Origin of the sequence: Synechococcus sp. Cu2B8-bc1011, from assembly GCF_047302735.1 — a bacterium.
Taxonomy (GTDB): Bacteria; Cyanobacteriota; Cyanobacteriia; order PCC-6307; family Cyanobiaceae; genus Synechococcus_C.
On sequence record NZ_CP138915.1, the window covers coordinates 271553 to 294076 of the forward strand.

The window sequence follows — 22524 nt, forward strand, 5'->3', positions numbered from 1 at the left end:
CACAACGACAACTCATCAACGCAACCTAAACGCAGCCCGGCAACAACAGACGTGGTCTTAGCAACCCCTGCAGCTGCGCTACGCCGCGCGGATCTGGGTGGGATGCGTCCCAACGGAGATGGCAAAGCCCTGCCTTACGCAAACGCAGGCCAGCAGATCGCGCACCGATCAACTCCGCAGCCAGCAAACTCAAATCAGGTTCGTGCCCCACAAGCAGACACGAGCCTTGCAAGCGCCGAACCAAGGGCCATGGATCCCCCCCAGGCGCAAGACAACTGATGAGCTCAACCTTTGGAGCCATGCCAGTTTTGACCGCCAGCTCAGCTGTTTCACGCGCTCGACGATAAGGACTGCTGTACAAGCGCTCGGCGATCAATCCGAGATCGCGCAGACGGCTACACACCTTGAACGTGCGCTCAAGGCCCAAAGGCGTCAGACCACGATCCGGATGATCCGCGCCTTGGTGGCGCTCTTCAGCAATACCGTGACGGAACAGCAGCAGATCAACCAAACCGGAGCTGAGCCCTCAGTCTCAAGCGGTTGGAACCGACTTGATCAACGCCCTCCTCTTCTTGGTCGACACCAGCAGCCAAAGCAAGCTCCTGCACCGCTGGGAGCAGGGGCCGTCCAGCCACCGACTGAATCAAGCTCCAGGGCCGCCACTTTTGAAGCTGAGCGCGGCTGGGCTCGGTTGCCAATGCCAACTGTTGCGCCAGAGGGGCCACCCCCTCGTCCTGCAAGGCCTCTAGTTGATCCAAACGAGGCTCGAGGGCTGAATGATCCTGACGCTTTGTCAGAGCATCCAATGTTTGCCCCCACCAGTCTTGGCCGGATTCGCGTTCTAAGGCAACGGCAAGCTGGGCCTGGAGCGAGGCTTCACCCCGCTGCCGCTGCCTGGCTAGCCGGGTCCATACCTCAAGAGCTGAGCCTTCAGAGGGGAGGGCCGAACGCACAAGCCCCTTGGACTGGAGATCCGCATCCACAGCCTCCAAACCGGGCTGATCACTGGATGTTCCCAACAGCCAACCCTCGTCTCCCTGCTTCCAAAGCAGTGGGCCCGCATTCAACCCCACCACGGCTGAAGCTCCCTCGGTTCCAAGCGTTTGAAGCGTCTCCTCAAGAACAGGCGCCAACCATTGGGCGACGGGGTCCTCACTCTGAGGGCTGAGGAGGCCGGCAGGATCCGAGAGCACAGCCAAGGCAGTGGCAGATCCTCCAGCTGAACGCATCAAAGACCGAGACATCGTTAACCCATTCCCTGAGCTCCCAAGCGGCTGTTGAAAACGCAAGACAGCATCCAGATTGAGGGCCGTCCCTTTGGGTTCCAGTGCTGCCACTAGGCCAACAAGGTCATCGTGATCAGAGATTGAGCGAGGCATCCCTAGCCACCTCGCCATCGCAACGGGATCGGCGGTTAGCAGAGCCGCACCACGCCCGAGCTCCTGCAAATCCGCGACAAGAGCTTCGTCTCCAAGTTGGTGCAGAGCATCCAGCTGAGATACATCCAGGGACTGCTCCAGCACACCACGGCTGGAGGCGATTAGAAGCAGGTCATCGTCGATCAAGGCGGTAGCGATGGGTTGTGGCTCTCGACCAAGCAGCGCTCCGCGGCCGCTGATCACACCAATACCGCGATAGCGACTGATTTGCAGATCGGTTCCAGCCAAACTGCGGGTTTGCCAAAAGCGTTGGAGAAAACGCTTGGCACCGTCTTGATCAAGGCTGGTGAGGGCAAGCACCCAACCCGCCGGTGCATCGGAGACCGGAGCAATCAAAGACAGGCTGACCTGGGGACCGATCCAATCCGCGAGTTCCCCCACAAAATCCAAACCCGCAAGGGCAAAGGCTCCATCCCGCAATTGCTGCGTGCTGTCACGCGCTTGGCGTCGGCGTGAGACGGGTGCCACCGCCTGGGCATACGCAGGCATGCGTACAGGATCAGCGAGCCAATGCAAACTGAGCGATGCGTCTCTAGGTACAAACCGAGCGGCTCGTGGCAACACGAGGGGTTGCCCGACAAGTTTGAGGGGACTCTGCTCTGCCATCACCCACCACAAGCCCAATGCGGTGGTTAGCAGCAACACCACCGCTGCAGCGATAGCTAATAGGAAGGAACGCGCCTTCATGACGCAGCAGGCGTGGGTATGACCTCATCTTTATTCATGATGAATCCCATGACATCCTCTTCACCCCAATCCATCAGCGCCAGAGGCCTTCAAGAGTGGCTGTCGAGCGGCACCTCCCTTCAGCTCGTGGATGTTCGTGAGCATTCCGAAGTGGAAATCGCTCCCTTCCCCGGACAGGTGGAACATTTACCGCTGAGCGAATCCAATCTGTGGCTCTCCGAGCTGACCACAAGGCTGACGACCAGCAAGCCCATCGTGGTGATTTGTCACGCCGGGATCCGCAGCAGGAACTTTGGTTGCTGGCTCTTAGAGCAAGGACAGGGGTACGACGTTTGGAACTTGGAAGGTGGCATTCATGCCTGGAGTGTGGAGGTTGACCCCAACGTTCCCCGCTACTGAGCAGCGGTTCATGACAACGGGACCAATCCGAGCGGAAACCTCCGTACGATCTCGATGCTGATTGTGTGCCTGTGCAGCCGCTGCCCCGCCGACAACAGGAGGTACTCAGGGCCACGGTGCACCACTACGTCGACACCATTGAGCCAGTGGGAAGCCGCACCCTGGTTCAAAGGTTCGATCTGCAAGCCAGTGCTGCCACCGTGCGTTCAGCCATGGGGGCCCTAGAGCAACGGGGTCTTCTGACCCAACCACACACATCTGCGGGACGAGTTCCGAGCCCAAGTGGATACCGGCATTACGTGGATTGCTTGCTCCCTAGGCCCGGAGCAATCGCCCAACATCTCGATCAGGAGCTCACCCAACTCAGCCTTCGCTGGGCAGCTCTTGATGACCTGCTCCAAAACATGGCCAGGAGGCTCACCGACTTCACGGGACTGATGAGCCTGATCACTCATCCCACCCAGAGACAACCGGCACTGGAAGCCATCCGACTGGTTCGTAGCGAAGAGCGCTTGCTAGTGATGTTGGTGAAAAATTCCAGCCAAGCCAGTCACCTCAATCTGCGGCTGCCCCACGGCAGTGAACATCAAATCGAAGCGATGGATCAGTGGGCGCGCCGGCAGCTCGACAGCAACGGCAGTTTGAATTGGAATGCACTTCCAAGAGAACTGCAGGCCTGCGGCAGGGCCCTCCGGGATGCCATCGACAGCCATCAGACCTTGGAGACGACTCAAGAGACCAAGGCCTTATTTCACGGAGTGTCTCGTCTCGTCGCGGAGCCCGAATTCAGCCAAAGCGCCAAGGTCAGACCACTTCTAGAACTAATGGATCAAAGTCCCGCAGCCCTGACCCTCTCCGCTCCCGGTCCTGGCTGCGGCGTCTGGATTGGCCAAGAACATCCCGAACAAGCTCTTCACCAATGCTCAGTGGTCCAAGCCACTTACACGAGCGCCACTGATGGAGTCGGGCACGTGGCACTTGTGGGTCCGATGCGGATGGCCTATGCCACAGCACTTGCTGCAGTGAAGAGTGCAGCACATCGTCTCGACTATCTCCTGAACTGACATGGGGTTTTGCTCGTCCGTGCAAGCGATGGGGAAGAAGCCCGACCCATCGTCAATCACCTCGTCAACGAAGGCTTCGTGAGCATTGCCGTAGCGAATCAGAACGACGCCTATGGGAACGATGTACTTGCCAGCAGATTGAAAGCCTTACGGACCCATGATCTCGGCTCTGTCAGCACAGCCGCTTTGCAGCGAACCGCGGCATCAGGTGCTTCGTTGCGAAGGTGAGGAGTACTCGTGAACCGAAGCAATGCTCGAGAACGAATCACATCGAGATTGTCTCTTCGAGGAAATTGAACCAGAAAATATCTAAGACAACGATCACGAGAATTAATCAAAAGCCCCAAAAATTCAAGCTGATACCCAAACTTATTGGGGCACTTCAACAATCAGTGAAGCACTGTGTTTAAAGCTGGTTTCCGAGTTTTTCTGCCACGGTGTTCACATCTTTATCACCACGACCAGAACAATTAATCACAATTTCACTGCCGTTGGGAAGCGTTGGGCACAGCATTTCCAACCAAGCAAACGCATGGGCCGTTTCCAACGCTGGAATGATTCCCTCCAACTCACTCACGAGCCGTAAAGCTGCGATCGCCTCATCGTCGGTCACGGCACCGTATTCAGCGCGGCCGATTTCCCGCAGATAGCTGTGCTCTGGCCCCACACCGGGGTAATCAAGACCAGCGCTGATGGAATGCGCTTCCTGCACCTGGCCGTCCTGATCTTGAAGCAGCAGGCTCATCGCCCCGTGCAGCACACCCACTCGGCCCTCAGTAATCGTGGCGGCATGTCGTCCGGTTGCCACTCCATCTCCAGCAGCCTCAACGCCAATCAGGCGAATAGAAGTGTCTTCAACAAACGGATGGAACAGACCCATGGCATTGGAACCTCCACCCACACACGCCAACAACACATCAGGGAGCCGCCCAAAGGCTTCCATGCATTGCTCTCTGGCTTCGTTACCAATCACGGCATGGAAATCACGCACCAACATGGGATAGGGATGCGGGCCGGCCACAGATCCAAGGATGTAGTGGGTGGTTTCCACATTGGTCACCCAATCGCGGATGGCTTCGCTCGTAGCGTCTTTCAAGGTGGCCGTCCCTGCCGTAACAGACTGAACGGTGGCTCCCAATAAGCGCATGCGGAACACATTGAGCGCCTGACGACGCATGTCTTCAGCACCCATATAAACGACGCACTCCAGGCCGAAACGAGCACAAACTGTGGCTGTAGCCACGCCATGCTGACCAGCACCAGTTTCAGCAATGATCCGCTTCTTGCCCATGCGCAAGGCCAACAAAGCCTGACCAAGCGCATTGTTGATTTTGTGCGCACCCGTGTGGTTGAGATCTTCACGCTTCAACCAGATGCGTGGGCCACCGTCGGGTCGGCGGTAATGCGCAGTTAGACGCTCCGCTTCGTAAAGAGGCGTAGCTCGACCTACATACGTTCTCAGCAACCGGTTGAGCTCAGTTGTGAAGGCTGAATCCTTCCAAGCTTCCGCGGCTGCTTGTTCAAGCTCCGCCAACGCTGGCATCAGCGTTTCAGGGACGTACTGCCCCCCATAACGCCCGAACCGTCCATGCGCTTCAGGTCGAACCGAAGGCGTGAGACTGGAGGGATCTGGAGTGCTGGCAGTCGGCAGAGTGCTTGTCACAGGTCTGGCAGGCCGCTGAAACGGCGTCTTGCGATGCGTCAGCGTAAACAGGCGATTACACGATGTCGTGGATCACAGGCCGTAATGCGCAGATCTCGAAATCCAGCTTGCAGAAGAGTGGCAGTCATATCGAGACCGAAATAGTCCTCGATGTAAGGCTCCGTACTCTTCAGGAGAGTCGCGACGGCGGCTGGCAGGCGTTGCAACACCGACGAAGCTGGATCCTGATCCACCATCAGCAGCACACCCCCAGGCTTAAGAAGACGCGCGGCTTCCGCACAAACCTCACGGGTGGCGGTTTGAGGCAGCTCATGGCAAACAAACTGAAGGCTGATGAAATCAAACGTCTGGTTCGCCCAAGCGGTGTGTTCCGCAGCGGCATGGCGCCACTCACTAATCAAGCTGTCGCGATCTCTGACCTTTGCCACAGCCAGCATCTCCGGGGAGAGATCTAAGCCAACCAGCCGAGGCTTCTTCAGTCCCCGTTGATCGGCCCGGTTGTTTAACCAACGGGCAAGCGCCTGAGTGCTGACTCCAACAGAACAACCCAAATCCAAAACCTCATGGACGGAATCGCTCAAGAGCGGTTCCACAACCGCGTGGATCGCGTCACGGAGTCGTGTCTGAGCCTCTAGAGGTGCAAGCTTTTCCTCAGGCCAGATTCGCAGGGCCATCGCATCGGTAGCTTGCTCAGCCTCCGCTGCTGCCTGCCAGCAGAGGTTGCCCTGCTCATAGGCATGGAAACGTGCTTGGTAATAGGCAGGAGGAACCAAACCTTCGGTGCGGCTCTGTGCCAGCAGGGGAGCGGCAGCCTCCCGTAATTCAGACCGCCGCTTCCGCCAAGGAATACCGTTGCGCTCAGCTGTTCGGATGATCAGCTGTCGTGCCTGAAAAAACAGCGGGCGACGCAATAGGCGAATGCCAATCAAGCGTTCAATCCAGCGGCCGAGCCCCCGACTGGAATCAGCCCATTGGGGCGCGGGAGCGAACTCACTCATCGTGAGAAGCGGCAGAATGGGAGGAATGCAAATAGAACATGCGCAAGGGGGGCTGGCAAGAATTCAGCAATGCCGACAGTCTGCAACGCCCTACTGGGCCATCAGTAGGAGTGACACCCAAGGGAGAGCAGGTCGTTCGCGTGCAGCCCACCCGAGGCGGGAAAGGGGGAAAGACCGTCACGGTGATCCGAGGTCTTGAGTTGGATCCAGATGGGCTCAAAGCCCTCTTGAAAAAGTTAAAAACACGGATTGGCAGCGGCGGAACTGCCAAAGATGGCGTGATCGAATTGCAAGGTGATCAAGTCGAGCTCAGCCTCGAGCACCTCAAGAAAGAGGGTTATCAACCGAAGAGAGCCGGAGGCTGAGACGTCAGCCCACTTTGTGCCACGAGACAATGCCATCTTTCGCGTTCCGTTCATGGCCGCCGCCGACAATCCAAAAGCCACCAACATCGTTTGGCACCAGGCCTCGGTCGATCGCGACACTCGAGCTGAGCAACGCGGGCACTGCAGTTCAATTCTCTGGTTTACGGGCTTAAGCGGAGCGGGCAAAAGCACCTTGGCCAATGCCGTGAACGCTGCTTTGTTTGAACGCGGACTTGCCACTTACGTGTTGGACGGCGACAACGTTCGCCACGGCCTCTGCAAGGACTTGGGCTTTTCCGACGCCGACCGCGAGGAGAACATCCGTCGCATTGGAGAGGTAGCCAAGCTGTTCCTCGATGCAGGCGTCATCGTTCTCACGGCGTTTGTATCCCCGTTTCGAGCTGACCGCGACAAGGCCAGAGCCCTTGTGAATACTGGAGACTTCATCGAGATCCACTGCGCAGCCGATCTCAGCGTTTGCGAAGAACGCGACACCAAAGGGCTCTATGCCAAAGCACGTGCCGGGGAAATCAAAGAATTCACAGGAATCTCCAGCCCCTATGAGGCACCCGAACAGCCTGAGCTCAACGTGAACACAGGCAACAGCAGCCTGGACAGCTGCGTTGATCAGGTCATCCGCTATCTGGTCGACAAAAAAGTTATTCCTGCGCAGAGCTGATCGTTCTTGAAGGGAGATCAAAGCCCTGACGATCAGCCCAGGCGTCGATCAGGGTTTTGATGCAGCTCGCCACTGGCACGGCTAACAACAGTCCGAGAAGCTCTCCAAAACCAAAGAGAGCGCCCGCTCGCGCACCAAGGGGGAGCGCAATGAGCAGCCAAGCCGGCTGCAAGCCAACGATGCTCCCCATTAAGCGTGGCTGGATCACTTGATCCACGATCTGACCAACACCAATCGCTGCCGCCAGGATGGCGATGCCCATGCCCGGATCTTGCACTGCTAGCAAAACACTCACCGCAACGATGGTGAAAGCACTGGCATAGGGGATCAAAGTGGTTAAACCAATCAGGACAGCAAACAACACCCCATAAGGAATCTTCAACAGCGTGAACACCGCAATCTGACCAGCGCTCAAAATCAAAGCGAGCACGACCTGACCTGCGAAATAGCCCCGAAAGGTGCGCGTAACCGTGGTCACGACCAGCTGGCGCCATTCCTGCGGCAACCAACGAACCAACCCGGCAGAGATGGAATCGCCTCCGAGCAGAAAAAACACCGCCAGCACCAGAACGATGACGGTGTTGATGGTGGTGCCGAGGGTCGCGCCAAGGATGCTGAGCAACTGTTGACTTAACTGACTGGCTAGACGACTGGCACGCGTCAGCACATCGCTGCTCAGATCACCAAATTCACTCGGCAAGCCACGGGCCATGGCCCATTCCTGGAGACGAGCGATCAAGCCTTGGGATGCTTCAAGCCAACCTGGCAAGGCATTAATCAATTGCGCGAGTTGGTCAATCAGAAGAGGAACCAACGTGATCCCTGAGATCACCAAGATTCCGACGGCCACCAAAAAAACGAGAGAAATCGAAAGCCAATCCGGAAGCCCCCTGGCATGAAGCCAACGGGAGGGAATGCTCAGAAGGAAGGCGATCAGGGCAGCCGTCAAGAACAACCCCGGGAAGGGCGCTAGCGGCACAAGCAACTGACGCAACACAAATAAGTTGAGCGTCAAAAGAGGTAGGGCTAGTCCCCAACGCAGCCAGGCAGGACCGAACATCAAACGTTCCGTTGAGAGTGAATTGTGAAGCGGACCAGGGCCGAAGCTGTGTAATCAGCTACTCGACATTGAATCCAGATACGCGTCAGCACCGAGATCTTTGAGGCGGGCATCCTTGGCAACCACCATGTCGTGAAGTTGCTGGCGATACGCCTCCAGTCGTTCAGACAAGGACGAATCACTAATCGCCAGAATCTGAGCGGCCAGCAAACCAGCGTTTAAACCTCCGCCAATCGCAACCGTGGCAACAGGGACTCCACCAGGCATCTGCACAATGGAATGCAGGGAGTCCACTCCAGACAGAGCTCGACTCTTCACAGGGACACCGATCACGGGAAGCGTGGTTAGTGAGGCGACCATTCCTGGGAGATGAGCAGCACCACCGGCACCAGCAACGATCACTTTGAATCCCAGCTGTTTGGCATGCCGTGCAAAGTCCACCATTTCCAGGGGAGTGCGATGGGCCGAAAGCACACGCACCTCAACGCTGACGCCTAATTCTTCGAGAACCGAAACCGCTGGCTTCAGGGTCGGCAAGTCAGAATCACTTCCCATAATCACTGCAACAAGGGGAGTCGCGACGATTGTGGGCTCCGATGGCTTGGACACAGCAAGCTTGCAGCGAGACTGCCATCGTCCCGCATTGGCTTCAGAGGACCATTCCCCATGCGCCGGATCACACACGTCCGTCTCGCCCACAGCGCGGCCAAAGGCGGGCACTCTCAGCAGTGGTGGCTTCAAGTCGATCAGCAAGACCGCATTGTTGATCTGGGGCTCATGCCTGAGGGATCTGCCATGGCAGGTGAAAACTGGCGCGGAGATGTGCTCAGCCCGATGGGCATCGACCTCCAGATCAATGGGGGCTTTGGACTGCCCTTCCCAGAGCTGACAGAAGCTGAGTTGCCGCAACTCCTGCAGCTCCTCGATCAGCTCTGGTGCGATGGCGTGGAAGCGATCAGTCCCACGCTTGTGACTTGTGGCGCAGAGCCCTTACGCCGAGCCCTTGCAGTGCTCAGACAGGCACGTAGCGCTCACCAGCCCTATCGCTGCCAGCTGCTTGGTGCCCACCTGGAAGGCCCTTTTCTTGCCGATGCACGGCGGGGAGCCCATCCACGCCAACATCTCGCCACCCCAACCATGACCGAACTCAAAGCACGGATTAACGGCTTTGAGAATGAGATTGCCCTGGTCACGCTCGCTCCAGAACTGGATGGGGCGGCAACCTTGATCGAACACCTTTGCGACCTGGGAATTCGCGTGGCCCTTGGTCACAGCACAGCAGATGCAACCACAGCCAACGAAGCGTTTAATAGAGGCGTAACGATGCTGACCCATAGCTTTAATGCAATGCCGGGGTTGCATCACCGCAATCCCGGCCCCATCGGAGCCGCCTGCCAACGGGATGACATTGCTCTCGGCCTCATCGCTGACGGGGTTCACGTGGATCCAACGATGGCGGTGCTCTTGCAGCGGCTGGCGGGCGATCAACTCGTGCTTGTCAGCGACGCACTCGCCCCCTACGGATTAGACGACGGGGTTCACCACTGGGATGAGCGGGCGCTGCTTGTTAAGGATGGCACCTGCCGGCTTGAGGATGGAACCCTTGCAGGCGTGACCTTGCCGCTACTGGAGGGAGTGAAACGACTCGCGAGCTGGGGCGACAATCCAGTTGCATCCATTCATGCCGCAACGGTTGCACCCAGGAAGGTCCTGAATTCAAAGGCCACGTTCCAGCTCATGGGACGCCCTCTGAACGAACTGTTGCGCTGGCATTGGAATCACGAAACCAAAATCCTGAGCTGGCAACACGCTGACTAAGATTTCGCGACCTTTCCGTCTAACCCCATGTCACCCGAGCCACTGCTGGACAACAAGCAGGCTGAAAAGCAGGAGGTCAAGGGGTACTTCGAAACCACAGGGTTCGAACGCTGGAATCGCATCTACAGCGAAACGGATGATGTCAACAAGGTGCAGCGCAACATTCGCATCGGTCACCAGAAGACCGTGGATGAGGTGTTGACCTGGATCCAGGAAAGCGGTGAGCTCAACGACGTGAGCTTCTGTGATGCGGGGTGCGGTGTGGGCAGCCTCAGCTTGCCTTTAGCAGAGATGGGCGCTGGCTCAATCAACGCCAGCGACATTTCTGAAGCGATGGCGAAGGAGGCTCAGCGCCGCGCTGAGGAGGCGGGCTTGACCATGAGCAAGCTCAATTTCTTCGCCAGTGATCTCGAAAGCCTCAGCGGCACGTTTCATACCGTCTGCTGTTTGGATGTGTTCATTCACTACCCACAACCAGCCGCCGAAGAGATGGTGAAACACCTCTGCAGCCTCACCGAGCAGAGGCTAATTGTGAGCTTTGCTCCCTACACCCCTTTGCTGGCCTTGCTCAAAGGCATCGGCCAACTCTTCCCTGGCCCCAGCAAAACCACCCGCGCTTACACCCTGAAAGAAACGGGCATTGTGCAAGCCGCTGAGTCCTGTGGATTCAAATTGGTGCGCCGCAGCTTGAACAAGGCACCGTTTTACTTTTCGCGCCTTTTGGAATTCCAAAAGAACTGACCCCACTCAGCTCGAATTCCTTCAATGCCTTGCACCGTCTCGGCCTCTCAACAACTTGGGAGGCTGAGCCTTGAGCGATAGCCACTTGGACGACGGCCAACACAAACCCTCCAGGCTCCAAGCGTGCAAGTGGTATCCACCATCCCCTGGTGTTGCGGTTGCACACAGCCCCTGATCGGATCGATACAAGGGATCTCCGAGCAAGGGACACCCAAGTTGGGCAAGGTGAATACGAATCTGATGGGGGCGGCCTGTATGGATCTGCACTTCCAAGAGGTCTCCCCTCTCCCCTCTCTCCCGCAGTTGCACTTCAGAGTGAGCCGATAGGCGCTTACGCAATGGCTCCGGAGTCGATGGCTCTGGCCCCCAAATCCAACCGAGCAAAGGATGTTGCCTCTCCACCACATCGGTTTGGATCACAAGCGTCTGACCTAGCTGGAGACCCTCCCAAGGATGCGTTAGAGCCAGGTACGTTTTTCGACAAACACCCCCAGGCCGAAATTGCTTCGACAACGCAGCCCGGGTTTCGGGCCGACGGGCGCAAACCTGAAGGCCAGACGTGAACCGTCCGAGCCGATGAATCGGCTTTGGCACCGAGATCTCTCCAACAGCGCGGCTGCTCCGCTCCAACAATGACGTCAGCGTGTGCACAAGGAAGCCGCCACCTGGCATCACCGGCAATCCTGAGGGCTTATTCACGACCAGCACATCCCCGTCATCGTGAATGACCTCCCATTGGTCAGGAACCGCAGCCTCCACCCAGGGCGGACGCGCCCAACGAATCCAATCGCCAGCCTTGACCTCAACGTCATCGGAACAAGCCAGACCATTAAGGGTGATTTCCCCGCTGGCCAAGCGCAGCTGCCACGTCGCCATAGAGGAGTGGCGATGGCGCAGCGCCAGCACAGCGCTCAATCGGGTGGACTGTTCCCCTGGCCGAACCCGATCGCAGTACGTCCAGCCGTTGTTCAACGCCGCCGGCCGCCATCCCGCCGGCTCAGCCATTAGGTCACAAGGTGATGTTGGAGGGCATAACGCACGAGCTCCGTGCGGCTAGAGGTTTCCGTTTTGATGAAAAGCCGACTCACGTACTTCTCCACATTGCGAATGGAGGTCTCGAGCTGCCGCGCGATCTCCTTATTCATCAGACCCTCAGCCACAAGCTGCAACACACTTGCCTCCCTTGGCGTGAAATTGTGTTGGACCGGGTCCTGATTGGGTAGGGCATCGGCCTGCGCAAGAAGCGAGCGGATCTCTGTGATCTGCTTGGCCATCTGACCCATATCAGTGTCAGCGAACCGAGCTGCCTCCTGCAACAACCGCTGCTGCCGCAGAGCAACATTTCGGACCCTGGCGACGAGTTCATCAGGGTCAAATGGTTTGGGGATGTAGTCATCCACGCCCGCGAGATAGCCCTGAGTGCGATCCGCTGTCATCCCTTTAGCCGTGAGAAAAATCACTGGCGTTCCGCCCAAACGCTCGTCCTCGCGAAGCTTGCGAAGCAAGCCATAGCCATCCAGGCGAGGCATCATCACGTCGCTGATGACAACATCGGGCAGCATTTGCTGAGCTTTGCTGAATCCTTCTTCTCCGTCCTCGGCCGTCGTGACATCAAACCCTTCATCCTCTAAGTAAGCCTGAACGGCAGTACGCAAACCAGGCTCGTCATCAACGAGCAGCAACCGTGGTGTCAGAACCTCGCTAGGAGTCTCCGTCATGGACCTGACGCATCTACGCGAAATCTAGAGGCGCTATTGGCTTGGCAACCGCAAAATCTCTTGGGATTCCTTGTGCAACGTGGAGAAACCCAAAGCCTTGGCCTTCTCTGTCAAGGCAGAGGGATCGTCACCAGCAAGCTCTGGCTCACAGGCAGCCCACCACACCAGATGGTTTTCCCGGTTCGCCGAGGTGACCAAACCACCGGGGTTGAGCCGCTGAAGATAAATCGCACTCTGATCGCGTGTGACACGCATGGGATCAGTCCGACTGCAACTCACCGATTCCGTTGGGATGATCAGATTCTCAGGCGATTCCCGCCAAAGCTTGTATCGCCTTAAATCAGGATCAGCCGAATCCACCTGGATGGCAAAAATTCCGAGAATGGACGTGCCACCAAGCTCACGCGTCTCGAGCACGACCAAATCGGCAGGCCGCGACGCCCGCATCTGTTCAAGGACCTTCTCACGCAGAGATGGCTCTGCCAAGCCGGGCTGCAAAACACCGATCGCGAGCAAACTCAAGCTGGTCATCCAATAAGCCGCACGCATCAGTTAGGACGACAGACTCACACCATGCTGCCAAGCCCCGAAGCCGTCTTGACTCCATCGGCACCGATTGCCCTCGACCATCAAGCCACAACGCCGTGTCACGAGGATGTCGTGACGGCCATGGAGCCCTGGTGGAGTGAACAGTGGGGAAATCCTTCTAGCCGGCAACATCGGCTCGGACTGACGGCCGCCGCCGCCGTGCAGATGGCCAGAGAACAAATAAGCGATTGCCTGAGCTGCTCAGCTGAACAGCTGATCTTCACCAGCGGGGCCACAGAGGCCAACAACATTGCTCTGCTCGGACATGCACGCGCGATCGCTCGCGAGAGGGGACAACCAGGGCATCTGATCAGCATGGTCAGTGAACATCATGCTGTTCTCGACCCCCTGCGGCAGCTTCAGCGCGAAGGCTTTCGCATCACCCTTCTCTCACCAGAGCCGGATGGTCTCCTCGACCCCAAAAAGCTTGAGGCAGCCATCACTGAAGACACCCAATTGGTGAGTGTGATGCTGGCCAATAACGAAATCGGCGTCATCCAGCCACTCCCTGAAGTCGCGGCCATTTGCAGAGATCGGGGTGTGACTCTGCACAGCGATGTCGCTCAAGCCTTCGGCCACATCCCCTTCGATAGCAAAGGACTTGGCGCTGATTTTCTCAGCCTGAGCGCCCACAAACTGAACGGGCCAAAAGGGATTGGCGCTCTGATCTGCAACCCAGGCTTAACGGTTGAGCCGCTGCAATGGGGAGGGGGGCAAGAGCGGGGGTTGAGACCTGGCACCTTGCCGGTGCCGCTCATCATCGGATTTGCCAAAGCGGCAGAGTTAGCAAGAAGCGATCTCGCTAGCCGTCGTCGACGCATCGAACGTTTACGCAATCGGCTTTGGGAGGGCCTGAAACAAGGGCAGCCATCGCTACTGCTCAACGGACATGCCACGGCGCGACTACCGCACAATCTCAACATCACCATTGCAGGCGTCTCGGGAAGCAAGCTGCATCGAGCGCTGCGATCCCAAGTGGCCTGTAGCAGTGGTTCGGCCTGCAGTCGCGGCGAACCTTCCCATGTGCTGATGGCCTTAGGTCGAAGCCGCCAAGAAGCTGAAGCGTCGCTGAGGCTCAGCCTGGGGCGCAGCACCTCGGACGGCGACATCGACCGGGCCATTCAGGCCATCAACAAGGTCGTTCACCAATTACGTCATAAAGCGTGAAATTTTTAGTGCGCGTCGCTACTTTCCGGCCAAGTCTTTCAATCAACATCTGGCAATGAGCGACACCACGGAGAGCAGCAGGCTCCACGTCCTGCAAGCGATTGAAGATGGCTGGTCAGGCTTCACCAAAGCGCCATTGCCATTTGTGCTGTTCACACTTTTATCGGGCGCGCTGGGGCTGATCTTTCAGGTGATAAGCCATGGAGCCGCCATGAGATCTTCAGCAGGATCAGGGTTTGATCCAGTCACCGCCCTGCTGATGATTGTCTCCGTGATTGGCAGCACCGTGATCAGCCTGTGGGCGGTCACAGGCCTGATTCGCGGAGCATGGAAGGCCCTTAATGGCCATAAGCCGTCGTTTGGAGACCTCACGCGCTGGGATGGTCAAGCAGCAGGGCGCCTGTTCATCAACCAGTTAGTGCTAGCCATTGTTCTGGCGATCATTTTGTTCATCGCCATTGCCATCGGCACGGGCCTTTTTCAGATCAATCAGGCTTTGGCCGTGATTCCTGGCCTGGTGGCCGGCATCGTGTTTCTTTATCTGGGGGTGAATCAAAAGTTCCTCCCCTTCATTGCGATCGCGGAAGAGGGCAATCCTCTTCAAAAAATTCAGCGAGGAAGAGCCGTCGTTGATCCCAGCTGGTGGTGGATGCTCCTGCTCCTGATCGTGGAAGTTGTGATCCTGGGCATTGGACTCCTGCTCAACGGAGTTGGCCTTCTGGTTGCTAGCCCCTTGGTGATCTGCATCTCAACAGCGGCCTACCGCCAACTGTTTGGCACAGAAGATCAAACCGGTTTTCTTAGTGAGAACTGAGTCCGATAAAGGCCACGACGCCGAGCAGTGCCAAGACCAGCTGAGCCAGACGACTCACAAGCAGTCCGGCAACCACCGCTAACCCGACAACTGCTCCTTGGCGTAATGCTTGAAGCCACCCAAGATTCAAGGGTGGCTTTTTTTTAACCCAGGTTTCCACCACCAAGGCCCCAAGCCAGGGGCCAAACAAGGCCCCAAGCAATGGACCGCCAAAGGGAAGGGCGGGTAGGAGGCCGAACACCCCTAAGAGCAGACCCACACCAGCCCCTGCTGCTGACCAACGGCTGGCCTTCAGGCGCATCGAAGCCAGGCCTAAAGCCAAGAGATCGGCAACAAGGCCCAGACCAAACAACAGCAAAGCGACAACGAGCTCAGGCCAGGCCTGTTGCCATCCGACAGCAACAATCCAAATCAAGCCACCCGCAGGAAGCCAGATCAACCCTGGGAGCAGGGGCAAGAGCGTGCCCGGAATGGCCAGCAACTGCACCAACAGCGCTATCCACCAGAACAAGTCGGGAGACCATGGGATGCTCATGACTCAGACCGAGCGGTGTCGGGCCTCCGTCTGGCAAGTCTCAGTTTTGCGCTGCGACTGCGCGGATTACCTGCCTGCTCCTGTTCTGAGGCCATCAACGGTTTGCGCGTGACCCGTTCAAGCCTCTCGTCTTGAAGAAAAGCGGTTTTGACCCGGCGATCCTCCAACGAATGAAAGCTGATGATCGCGAGGAGACCGTCAGGCTTCAGCCATCCAGGCGCTGTCTGAAGCAATCGGTCCAACACTCCCAATTCATCATTCACAGCAATCCGCAGCGCCTGAAAGGTGCGCGTGGCGGGATGAATCCGTCCCCGCCGGGCTTTCGGGGGGTAACAACCGGCCACGGCATAGGCCAACGCTGCCGTCCCGGAGTAGGCCCCAGCGGCCTCAAGATCCGCCTTGATTCGCCGAGCAATCCTGCGAGATAAACGCTCCTCGCCAAAGCCATAAATCAAGTCAGCGAGTTCATTCACATCCAGCCGCTCGATCAGCTCCGCTGCCGTTTCTCCTCCCGCCTCTGGGTTCATGCGCATATCTAAGGGACCGTCCAGCCGGAAGCTGAATCCTCTGGAGGCCACATCCAATTGGGGACTGCTCACCCCGAGGTCTGCCAGCACGAGCGCCACCGGTTCCTGGGGTTCAAACGCAGCAAAGTTGACCGGCACGATCTGGATGCGCTCAAGGAAGGACTCCAGCCTTGAAGCAGCAGCAGCCCTGGCCGAATGGTCCTGATCCAAACCAATTAAACGCACGCCAGGAAAACGTTCCAGGATGAGTTTGCTGTGACCACCACCACCCAACGTGGCATCAATCACAGCTGTGTTCTGCCAAAGGGATGGGGGTTGCTCAGACAAAACCTGCATCAGCGTTTCAGCCAAGACGGGCAGGTGACTGAACGTCACAGCAGAAGTCAGCGGGTGATCGGGCATCGGTCCTTCCTAAGATCCCGATAACGCAATGAACCTCGGCTCACCATGACGCAGCTGGAAACGCGCACCGAGCCGATGGTGGTGAACTTCGGCCCCCATCACCCCTCCATGCATGGGGTGCTGAGGCTCGTCGTAACCCTGGACGGTGAAGACGTTGTGGATTGCGAGCCCGTGATCGGCTATCTCCATCGCGGCATGGAGAAGATCGCCGAGAACCGCACCAACGTGATGTACGTGCCGTACGTGAGCCGTATGGACTACGCAGCGGGCATGTTTTACGAAGCGATCGTGGTGAACGCTCCAGAGCGGCTTGCCAACATCCCTGTGCCCAAGAGGGCTAGCTATATCCGGGTCTTGATGTTGGAGCTCAACCGGATCGCCAACCACCTGCTCTGGCTTGGCCCCTTCCTCGCTGATGTTGGTGCTCAAACACCGTTCTTTTACATCTTCCGTGAACGGGAGATGATTTACGACCTCTGGGAAGCCGCCACGGGTCAGAGACTGATCAACAACAACTATTTCCGGATCGGTGGTGTTGCCGCCGACTTGCCCTGGGGCTGGTTGGAAAAATGTAAGGATTTCTGCGATTGGTTTGGTCCAAAAATTGATGAGTACGAAAAACTCATCACCAACAACCCTATTTTCCGTCGCCGCATTGAAGGGCTCGGCGTCATCGGCAGAGAAGAGGCGATCAATTGGAGCTTGTCAGGTCCAATGCTGCGTGCCTCTGGTGTGCCTTGGGATCTCCGCAAAGTGGATCACTACGAGTGTTACGACGATTTCGATTGGGATGTGGCCTTTGAAAAAGAGGGTGATTGCTTCGCTCGCTATCGCGTCCGCATTGAGGAGATGCGTCAATCGCTGAAAATCCTGCGCCAAGCCTGCGACATGATTCCTGGCGGCCCCACAGAAAATCTCGAAGCTCAACGGATGGCAGGGGGCAAAGACAGTCCCTTTGCCGGATTCGACTATCAATACGTGGCCAAAAAAGTTGCGCCCACCTTCAAAATCCCCAATGGCGAGCTCTACACCCGCCTGGAATCAGGCAAAGGCGAAATCGGGGTGTTCATCCAGGGCAACAACGATGTCACCCCCTGGCGCTTCAAGATCAGGGCCGCTGACAGCAACAACCTCCAGATCCTTCCTCACATCCTGAAGGGACACAAAGTTGCCGACATCATGGCGATCCTGGGCTCGATCGACGTCATCATGGGATCCGTCGATCGCTGAACGATCTGAACCACATTGTGCGCCAACTTCGCCGGTCAGGGTTCTTCATCCCAACTGCTCTGACCGCTGTTCTGTGGTTCAAAGGACGCTATCCACAAGTCCCTGGCTGGGGCTGCCCTTTTCGAGCCCTTACAGGGATTCCCGGTCCTGGGTGTTACCTGACGAGAGCCACCTCAGCCGCTCTCACCGGCGACTTTCAGCTTGCCTTGGACTTCCATCTGTTTGGACCAATCGTGGCGGCAGCGTTGCTTGGCTGGAGCCTCATGGCTCTACGCAAGCGACGGCTCATCCCAATGCGTGTTGCTCTTGCACCGATGAGCATCATCACCTCAGCCTTCGTTCTGTATTGGCTGCTTCGGCTGGTGCTCAGCTATGGCTTTGGAGTCGTTGGTTCGCCAGGCTTTCCAGCAACAGGCTGAGCCCATCCACTGCGCTTCTCCGTCGCCTTCTCCATCACAGTGCCATCCTCCGACCACTGGCTTCAGCTCCAACGAAACGTCCGCTTTGGGGAGACCGATGCCGCCGGCGTCATGCATTTTTACCAGCTCTTTCGCTGGTGCCACGAATCCTGGGAAGAGAGCCTCGCGCGTTATGGCATCGCCGCGGCCGCCATCTTCCCAGGCTGTCGAGATAACTGTCAGGTGCCAACCGTGGCTCTACCGGTGGTGCATTGCGAAGCCGATTTCCAACGGCCAGTGCATGGCGGCGATGAGCTGCGGATCCTTCTCGAACCTCAACGGCTCAACCCGGGCTGCTTCGAGGTGAAGTACCGCTTTCAGCTCGAGGATATGGATGTTGCTCGTGGTCTGATTCGACACCTAGCCATCGAGTCTGAAAGTCGCAGGCGGTGCGCCTTACCGGAACCCATCGATCTGTGGCTGGAAGCTTCAACCGTAGGGAGACTCGAACCGATCTAATTGCAGCGTCGTTGCGAAGACACAACAGTGATCGCCCACACCAATCCAGCGACCTGGAGCGGCAGCATGCAAGCCGCAATCACCAAAGGATGAAAGCCGTCATGCGCATGAGTGGATAAGGCTGTTCCACTGACGCCAGCTGCGATCGCGAGCAGCAAGGTGGTCGCTGATGGCCAAACACGGGGCATTGCCATCAGAACCAAGCCTTTTGCTGATCGAGATACATCTCCCGGAATTCGTCTGTGGATTTCGTGAGATAGATGATGCCTTCAATCATTCCAATAACTGACATCACACCAGTGGCGATGCCACAGGTCACAACACCACCCGCCAAACTCACCACCAACATGATGATTCCGGCGTTGTTGTACCCCAACACAAATTTGTGAATTCCGAATGAGCCCAAAAAAATGCCTAACAGACCTGCTGCCAGCTTCTTGTTGCTGATTTCAGTTTCCGACAGCACGGTCATGGACTTAGCGCAGAAGACTTGATTCTTGCGACTCCAACCATCCCTGCCAACGGCCCCGTTCCCATTTGCCCTCCAACGAAGGTTCAAGAACCGCGCATTCGAGCCATTGCATCGGCTGCTCGGCTGGTAGCCATCCTGAGGTGATCGAGCGCAGGGAGGCGTGCAGCGACGCCCAGCCCTCGGACTCGATCCAGCCATCACGGCAACGCACCAACGCCACCAAACGCTGCCCCCATTCCTGACTGGCAATCGGCAGCAGCAGCACTGCTTCCAACGGCAGTCCCTGCTCCTGGGCTTGATGCAGCAGGCGTTGGCTGAGCTGCTCAGGAAACACCGTTTCACCACCGGAATGGATGGCACCATCGATCCGGCCTTGGATCTGCACGTTTAGAGCCCCATCTCCTGCGGTGATCAAAGCGGCAGCATCTCCGCTGCACCACCAGCCCTCGGCATCCACAAGAGGGTCCAGCCGACCATCAAGCCAACGCGCGAGCGCCAAACGCCGCGTCCGCACCCTCAACACACCATCCCGATCCAGGTGCAGCTCCACATCATCGAGAGGTGCACCACATCCCCGCTCCCCCTCAAGAAAGCGATCGGGCGCCTGCGCCACCACCATCGCAGCTGTTTCCGTAGATCCATAACAAGGAGCAAGGCGAATCCCCAACTCGCGAGCACGCTCAGCCAGGGGGGCAGAAAGCCCGGCTCCTCCCACCCAAACCAGCGCCAAATTCTGCAACCACGCCACCCCCTCAGGGTGATCCAGCAACCGTTTGAGCTGGGTGGGCACTAAAGACACCGCAGCCGGTTTCTGGCCCCAACGTGGTAAGTCCAAACAGGTTGCCAGCAAGGACGGCGGATCTTTCATCAATGGCGGAGGGAGCGACACGTGCTGCGCGCCCCAAAGGCGACCGCGCCACCAGGGCATCAGGCCACTGATGTGATGAAGCGGCAGGGGGTTGAGCAAGATCAACCCCTCGGGGCTGAGCCCAATCCCCTCCAGCCACCGAGCACACGCTGCCGCAGAGCGATCCAAGTGGGTCCAGGGCTGGAGGCACAAGCTGCGCCCCCCCTGGCTGCCACCACTGGCCAACACCACACCACCACCGAGCGGCCAATCAAAGGCAGAGCTTGAAGGGTCGCCATCGGCTTGACCCCCACCAGCCTGCACCGCTTGTAGGTGCACCCAAGCCCCCGCCTCCACCGCTTGCTGCAGGGCAGCGAAGGTCTCCCTAGCGCCCACGGGCTGCACCACCAATGGCACCAGTGCCTGAAAGTCGGCGCTCACCCGCTCACCTCAGCTGCGGCCCAGACCTCTGCCGGATCGGAACTAAACAAGGGGCCAGCGGGACACCACCCCGGGGCCAGCCCAGGAGCCGCCGGTGTTTCCCCTTGAGCCTGAAGGGCCGCTAGATGCGCCAACCAACGGCCACCAATCCCGGTTTCAAACGTTGTACTCAGCATGAGGCGAGGCTTACCCCGAAGCAGATCCTGCAGGAGAGGCCTTGGGTCTCCCTCCAACAACGGTCGGCGCACCTGCCAGCCCTCCCACTGATCGCGCCAGGTGGGATGGGCCTGCAAAGACTCATCCAGAGCGACCGGAACCACTGATGCGATGGTCTGAAGGCCCTCCCAATCATCGGCCGCAAGCGGTTGCTCCAACCACTGCAAGCGTGGATCCCCGCGAAGCTTCTCCACCCATCGCCAAGCCTGAAGCCTGTCCCAGCCGCCATTGGCATCGAGCCTCACTCGAGCGGAAAAAGGAAGCTTGTCGAGCAGACCCTGCAGCAAGCACCACTCCTCCTCGAAGTCGCAGGCTGCCACCTTCCACTTCAGCGTGAAAGGCGAGTTGGAGTCCACAGAGGACAAAAGGCGATCCAGTGCATCCCGCATCGCGACTCCTGCCGGCAACAGGAACGCCGACGTTGGCGCCTGTAGCCAACCAGCAGAGGAGGCACTCCCCAGCTGGCCATCAAGCTCAGCCAGGGCAGCACCAAGGGCGAAAGCCAAAGCAGCTGGCACTGTTGCGAGCAAGTGTTCAAGGCTGCTGACAGTCCAGACCACTCCAGACTCCATCATCCGAACTAAGGCGGCCTGGCAAGCCTCATGATCTTCAGTCGCCAAGGGCGACACCTCTCCCCATCCAAGACGGCCAGCCGAGTCCTCCAAGCGCAACAACCACCCACGACGGTGCTGCAACACACCAGAGGCCGTCAGCAGCGGCTGGCTGAGCTGAAACGCATAGGGCTTGATCTGCAACCGAAGCTCCATGCCTTTCAACTCAGGAGGGGGCCCAGCGCTAATCCAGCACTTAAGCCAAGACCATTGAGAGCCTGAAAACGGAGCGCCAAAAATTTGCTGCCAGCGATTCGATCCGGTTCAGCGTGGTGATCACGCAGCAAACGAATCAGCGCTGCTGCCGCTGGAAGGCCAATCGCACCAAACAGGGCCGTGAGCGGCCAATCACCGTGAAGAACTGGCACCCATTCGAGCGCGAGGGTGCCTGCCACAAACCAGGGCACCAAGCTCGCCGCTTTGGCCGTACCCAAACGCACCACCGGGGAGCATTTGCCGTGGGCCGCGTCCTCATCCACCTGATGAAAATGGGAGCAAAACAACACCAGAGACGTTGCAAGTGCAGGGCCTGAGCCAAGCATCAGAGCCAGTTGCCAAGGCACTGCTGCCTGATCAGCAGGAGCCAACACAAGCAACGCTGCTGCGGTCGCAAACGGCCCAAACGCCAGCCAGCAGAGAGGCTCCCCCAAACCCCGATACCCCAACCGGAAGGGTGGACCTTGATACAGATATCCCAACCCACAGCTCAGGAGCACCAGAGGAAGCACGGCGAACGAACTTCGCAACGCGAGCGTCAACATCAAGGCCAGGCCTGAAAGCAACGCAAGACAGGCCCAACGACGTACAGGCCGGCGTTGCCCTACCAGCGCCACGATCGAATGAGGTTTGCCGGCCACATCAACACCTGTTTCGGCATCAAACAAGTCATTGCTGAGGTTCTCCCAAAGAAGAAGAAGCACCGCAGCAAGCAAAAACCCCAAAAAGTGATCCCAACGCACCGGCGCCTGGACACCCTGTCGCCAGCCCGCAGCTAACACCACAGGCATCACGGCAACCGAATACATCCGCCACTTAATGGCGGCCTTCCAGAGGCGTTGACGATCGGACATGGCGTAACGGGTTGCGACAGCCTGGCGATCTGGCATGGGCTAGATCCAGACACGCC

Annotated in this window: 28 protein-coding genes; 12 read left to right on the top strand and 16 right to left on the bottom strand. The window is 58.0% G+C overall.

Annotated elements, in window-relative coordinates; translation table 11 throughout:
* Positions 1-25: 25 nt before the first annotated feature.
* Together SIC18_RS01480 and SIC18_RS01485 are read right to left on the bottom strand one after the other, a co-directional pair.
* Positions 26-511, bottom strand: a complete 486-nt coding sequence (locus SIC18_RS01480) for a SixA phosphatase family protein (protein WP_413429974.1) — start codon at positions 509-511, stop codon at positions 26-28.
* On the bottom strand, positions 504-2126 hold the full coding sequence (locus SIC18_RS01485) for a DUF3352 domain-containing protein (RefSeq protein WP_413429975.1): 1623 nt from the start codon (positions 2124-2126) through the stop codon (positions 504-506). The genes SIC18_RS01480 and SIC18_RS01485 overlap by 8 nt, the downstream gene beginning before the upstream one ends.
* A 48-nt stretch (positions 2127-2174) precedes the next feature.
* Between SIC18_RS01485 and SIC18_RS01490 the strand changes: the two genes are divergently transcribed.
* The 3 genes from SIC18_RS01490 (at position 2175) to SIC18_RS01500 (ending at position 3817) form a co-directional block, all read left to right on the top strand.
* Positions 2175-2525, top strand: coding sequence for a rhodanese-like domain-containing protein (locus SIC18_RS01490; RefSeq protein WP_048348349.1), 351 nt, complete (start codon positions 2175-2177; stop codon positions 2523-2525).
* A 71-nt stretch (positions 2526-2596) separates the two neighbouring features.
* Positions 2597-3589, top strand: a complete 993-nt coding sequence (gene hrcA / locus SIC18_RS01495) for a heat-inducible transcriptional repressor HrcA (RefSeq protein WP_048348350.1) — start codon at positions 2597-2599, stop codon at positions 3587-3589.
* 9 nt (positions 3590-3598) lie between these two features.
* On the top strand, positions 3599-3817 hold the full coding sequence (locus SIC18_RS01500; RefSeq protein ID WP_413429976.1) for a hypothetical protein: 219 nt from the start codon (positions 3599-3601) through the stop codon (positions 3815-3817).
* A gap of 178 nt (positions 3818-3995) precedes the next feature.
* On the opposite strand, the gene trpB is transcribed toward SIC18_RS01500, so the two are convergent.
* Both trpB and SIC18_RS01510 read right to left on the bottom strand, forming a co-directional pair.
* A complete protein-coding gene (trpB, locus tag SIC18_RS01505) occupies positions 3996-5252 on the bottom strand; it encodes a tryptophan synthase subunit beta (RefSeq protein ID WP_048347378.1) in 1257 nt (418 codons plus the stop codon).
* A 38-nt stretch (positions 5253-5290) separates the two neighbouring features.
* Positions 5291-6250 (bottom strand): class I SAM-dependent methyltransferase, encoded by a 960-nt coding sequence (locus tag SIC18_RS01510; RefSeq protein WP_048347379.1) that lies wholly within the window; start codon positions 6248-6250, stop codon positions 5291-5293.
* Positions 6251-6288: 38 nt separating this feature from the next.
* On the opposite strand from SIC18_RS01510, the gene SIC18_RS01515 reads away from it, so the two are divergent.
* On the top strand, positions 6289-6615 hold the full coding sequence (locus SIC18_RS01515; protein WP_413429977.1) for a translation initiation factor: 327 nt from the start codon (positions 6289-6291) through the stop codon (positions 6613-6615).
* Positions 6616-6667: 52 nt separating this feature from the next.
* Positions 6668-7294, top strand: coding sequence for an adenylyl-sulfate kinase (gene cysC / locus SIC18_RS01520; RefSeq protein WP_048348351.1), 627 nt, complete (start codon positions 6668-6670; stop codon positions 7292-7294).
* Here cysC and SIC18_RS01525 read toward each other — a convergent pair.
* Together SIC18_RS01525 and purE are read right to left on the bottom strand one after the other, a co-directional pair.
* A complete protein-coding gene (locus SIC18_RS01525; RefSeq protein WP_048347381.1) occupies positions 7275-8354 on the bottom strand; it encodes an AI-2E family transporter in 1080 nt (359 codons plus the stop codon). The genes cysC and SIC18_RS01525 overlap by 20 nt on opposite strands.
* Before the next feature lie 54 nt (positions 8355-8408).
* Entirely contained in the window at positions 8409-8909 is a 501-nt protein-coding gene (gene purE / locus SIC18_RS01530; RefSeq protein WP_048347382.1) for a 5-(carboxyamino)imidazole ribonucleotide mutase, read from the bottom strand.
* Between the two features lie 111 nt (positions 8910-9020).
* On the opposite strand from purE, the gene SIC18_RS01535 reads away from it, so the two are divergent.
* Complete coding sequence (locus tag SIC18_RS01535; protein ID WP_413429978.1) at positions 9021-10172, top strand: N-acetylglucosamine-6-phosphate deacetylase; 1152 nt, start codon at positions 9021-9023, stop codon at positions 10170-10172.
* Positions 10173-10199: 27 nt separating this feature from the next.
* Positions 10200-10913: a magnesium protoporphyrin IX methyltransferase gene (gene bchM / locus SIC18_RS01540; RefSeq protein WP_048347384.1), complete on the top strand. Its 714-nt coding sequence runs from the start codon at positions 10200-10202 to the stop codon at positions 10911-10913.
* 21 nt (positions 10914-10934) lie between these two features.
* Here the strand turns inward: bchM and SIC18_RS01545 are convergent, their stop codons facing one another.
* The 3 genes from SIC18_RS01545 to SIC18_RS01555 are packed head-to-tail and all read right to left on the bottom strand — an operon-like array spanning position 10935 to position 13162.
* Positions 10935-11918: a pseudouridine synthase family protein gene (locus tag SIC18_RS01545; RefSeq protein WP_413429979.1), complete on the bottom strand. Its 984-nt coding sequence runs from the start codon at positions 11916-11918 to the stop codon at positions 10935-10937.
* Positions 11918-12631 carry a response regulator transcription factor gene (locus SIC18_RS01550; RefSeq protein WP_048347386.1) on the bottom strand — a complete coding sequence of 238 codons (714 nt, stop codon included), beginning with the start codon at positions 12629-12631 and terminating at the stop codon, positions 11918-11920. Before SIC18_RS01550 ends, SIC18_RS01545 begins: the two co-directional genes overlap by 1 nt.
* A gap of 33 nt (positions 12632-12664) precedes the next feature.
* Positions 12665-13162 (bottom strand): hypothetical protein, encoded by a 498-nt coding sequence (locus SIC18_RS01555; RefSeq protein WP_245407154.1) that lies wholly within the window; start codon positions 13160-13162, stop codon positions 12665-12667.
* 42 nt (positions 13163-13204) lie between these two features.
* Between SIC18_RS01555 and SIC18_RS01560 the strand changes: the two genes are divergently transcribed.
* Together SIC18_RS01560 and SIC18_RS01565 are read left to right on the top strand one after the other, a co-directional pair.
* A complete protein-coding gene (locus tag SIC18_RS01560) occupies positions 13205-14386 on the top strand; it encodes a cysteine desulfurase family protein (RefSeq protein ID WP_413429980.1) in 1182 nt (393 codons plus the stop codon).
* A gap of 55 nt (positions 14387-14441) precedes the next feature.
* A complete protein-coding gene (locus SIC18_RS01565; protein ID WP_048347389.1) occupies positions 14442-15200 on the top strand; it encodes a hypothetical protein in 759 nt (252 codons plus the stop codon).
* Here SIC18_RS01565 and SIC18_RS01570 read toward each other — a convergent pair.
* Positions 15187-15735 (bottom strand): DUF456 domain-containing protein, encoded by a 549-nt coding sequence (locus SIC18_RS01570; RefSeq protein ID WP_413429981.1) that lies wholly within the window; start codon positions 15733-15735, stop codon positions 15187-15189. The genes SIC18_RS01565 and SIC18_RS01570 overlap by 14 nt on opposite strands.
* Complete coding sequence (gene rsmH, locus SIC18_RS01575; RefSeq protein WP_048347391.1) at positions 15732-16664, bottom strand: 16S rRNA (cytosine(1402)-N(4))-methyltransferase RsmH; 933 nt, start codon at positions 16662-16664, stop codon at positions 15732-15734. The genes SIC18_RS01570 and rsmH overlap by 4 nt, the downstream gene beginning before the upstream one ends.
* A 45-nt stretch (positions 16665-16709) precedes the next feature.
* On the opposite strand from rsmH, the gene SIC18_RS01580 reads away from it, so the two are divergent.
* The 3 genes from SIC18_RS01580 to SIC18_RS01590 are packed head-to-tail and all read left to right on the top strand — an operon-like array spanning position 16710 to position 18811.
* Positions 16710-17894, top strand: a complete 1185-nt coding sequence (locus tag SIC18_RS01580) for an NAD(P)H-quinone oxidoreductase subunit H (RefSeq protein WP_048347392.1) — start codon at positions 16710-16712, stop codon at positions 17892-17894.
* Between the two features lie 17 nt (positions 17895-17911).
* Positions 17912-18313, top strand: a complete 402-nt coding sequence (locus tag SIC18_RS01585; protein ID WP_413429982.1) for a DUF2752 domain-containing protein — start codon at positions 17912-17914, stop codon at positions 18311-18313.
* Between the two features lie 39 nt (positions 18314-18352).
* Complete coding sequence (locus SIC18_RS01590; RefSeq protein WP_413429983.1) at positions 18353-18811, top strand: acyl-CoA thioesterase; 459 nt, start codon at positions 18353-18355, stop codon at positions 18809-18811.
* On the opposite strand, the gene SIC18_RS01595 is transcribed toward SIC18_RS01590, so the two are convergent.
* From SIC18_RS01595 to menA, 5 genes are all read right to left on the bottom strand, one after another.
* On the bottom strand, positions 18808-19005 hold the full coding sequence (locus SIC18_RS01595; RefSeq protein WP_245407155.1) for a hypothetical protein: 198 nt from the start codon (positions 19003-19005) through the stop codon (positions 18808-18810). The two genes, SIC18_RS01590 and SIC18_RS01595, sit on opposite strands and share 4 nt — an antisense overlap.
* Positions 19005-19283, bottom strand: a complete 279-nt coding sequence (locus tag SIC18_RS01600; protein WP_048347396.1) for a TM2 domain-containing protein — start codon at positions 19281-19283, stop codon at positions 19005-19007. Before SIC18_RS01600 ends, SIC18_RS01595 begins: the two co-directional genes overlap by 1 nt.
* Before the next feature lie 4 nt (positions 19284-19287).
* Positions 19288-20487 (bottom strand): AMP-binding protein, encoded by a 1200-nt coding sequence (locus SIC18_RS01605; RefSeq protein WP_413430481.1) that lies wholly within the window; start codon positions 20485-20487, stop codon positions 19288-19290.
* Between the two features lie 80 nt (positions 20488-20567).
* Positions 20568-21554 (bottom strand): o-succinylbenzoate synthase, encoded by a 987-nt coding sequence (locus tag SIC18_RS01610; protein WP_048347397.1) that lies wholly within the window; start codon positions 21552-21554, stop codon positions 20568-20570.
* 5 nt (positions 21555-21559) lie between these two features.
* The gene (menA, locus tag SIC18_RS01615; protein ID WP_413429984.1) at positions 21560-22504 is read right to left on the bottom strand and encodes a 2-carboxy-1,4-naphthoquinone phytyltransferase; all 945 of its coding nucleotides are present in this window, start codon (positions 22502-22504) and stop codon (positions 21560-21562) included.
* Positions 22505-22524 lie beyond the last annotated feature (20 nt).

Bases quoted from the DNA above. Each gene is read 5' to 3' on its own strand.
- SIC18_RS01485 (WP_413429975.1), bottom strand. From the start codon at position 2,126: ATGAAGGCGCGTTCCTTCCTATTAGCTATCGCTGCAGCGGTGGTGTTG.
- SIC18_RS01490 (WP_048348349.1), top strand. From the start codon at position 2,175: ATGACATCCTCTTCACCCCAATCCATCAGCGCCAGAGGCCTTCAAGAG.
- SIC18_RS01510 (WP_048347379.1), bottom strand. From the start codon at position 6,250: ATGAGTGAGTTCGCTCCCGCGCCCCAATGGGCTGATTCCAGTCGGGGG.
- SIC18_RS01515 (WP_413429977.1), top strand. From the start codon at position 6,289: ATGCGCAAGGGGGGCTGGCAAGAATTCAGCAATGCCGACAGTCTGCAA.
- cysC (WP_048348351.1), top strand. From the start codon at position 6,668: ATGGCCGCCGCCGACAATCCAAAAGCCACCAACATCGTTTGGCACCAG.
- SIC18_RS01525 (WP_048347381.1), bottom strand. From the start codon at position 8,354: ATGTTCGGTCCTGCCTGGCTGCGTTGGGGACTAGCCCTACCTCTTTTG.
- purE (WP_048347382.1), bottom strand. From the start codon at position 8,909: ATGGGAAGTGATTCTGACTTGCCGACCCTGAAGCCAGCGGTTTCGGTT.
- SIC18_RS01535 (WP_413429978.1), top strand. From the start codon at position 9,021: ATGCGCCGGATCACACACGTCCGTCTCGCCCACAGCGCGGCCAAAGGC.
- bchM (WP_048347384.1), top strand. From the start codon at position 10,200: ATGTCACCCGAGCCACTGCTGGACAACAAGCAGGCTGAAAAGCAGGAG.
- SIC18_RS01545 (WP_413429979.1), bottom strand. From the start codon at position 11,918: ATGGCTGAGCCGGCGGGATGGCGGCCGGCGGCGTTGAACAACGGCTGG.
- SIC18_RS01550 (WP_048347386.1), bottom strand. From the start codon at position 12,631: ATGACGGAGACTCCTAGCGAGGTTCTGACACCACGGTTGCTGCTCGTT.
- SIC18_RS01555 (WP_245407154.1), bottom strand. From the start codon at position 13,162: ATGACCAGCTTGAGTTTGCTCGCGATCGGTGTTTTGCAGCCCGGCTTG.
- SIC18_RS01560 (WP_413429980.1), top strand. From the start codon at position 13,205: ATGCTGCCAAGCCCCGAAGCCGTCTTGACTCCATCGGCACCGATTGCC.
- SIC18_RS01565 (WP_048347389.1), top strand. From the start codon at position 14,442: ATGAGCGACACCACGGAGAGCAGCAGGCTCCACGTCCTGCAAGCGATT.
- SIC18_RS01570 (WP_413429981.1), bottom strand. From the start codon at position 15,735: ATGAGCATCCCATGGTCTCCCGACTTGTTCTGGTGGATAGCGCTGTTG.
- rsmH (WP_048347391.1), bottom strand. From the start codon at position 16,664: ATGCCCGATCACCCGCTGACTTCTGCTGTGACGTTCAGTCACCTGCCC.
- SIC18_RS01580 (WP_048347392.1), top strand. From the start codon at position 16,710: ATGACGCAGCTGGAAACGCGCACCGAGCCGATGGTGGTGAACTTCGGC.
- SIC18_RS01595 (WP_245407155.1), bottom strand. From the start codon at position 19,005: ATGGCAATGCCCCGTGTTTGGCCATCAGCGACCACCTTGCTGCTCGCG.
- SIC18_RS01600 (WP_048347396.1), bottom strand. From the start codon at position 19,283: ATGACCGTGCTGTCGGAAACTGAAATCAGCAACAAGAAGCTGGCAGCA.
- SIC18_RS01610 (WP_048347397.1), bottom strand. From the start codon at position 21,554: ATGGAGCTTCGGTTGCAGATCAAGCCCTATGCGTTTCAGCTCAGCCAG.
- menA (WP_413429984.1), bottom strand. From the start codon at position 22,504: ATGCCAGATCGCCAGGCTGTCGCAACCCGTTACGCCATGTCCGATCGT.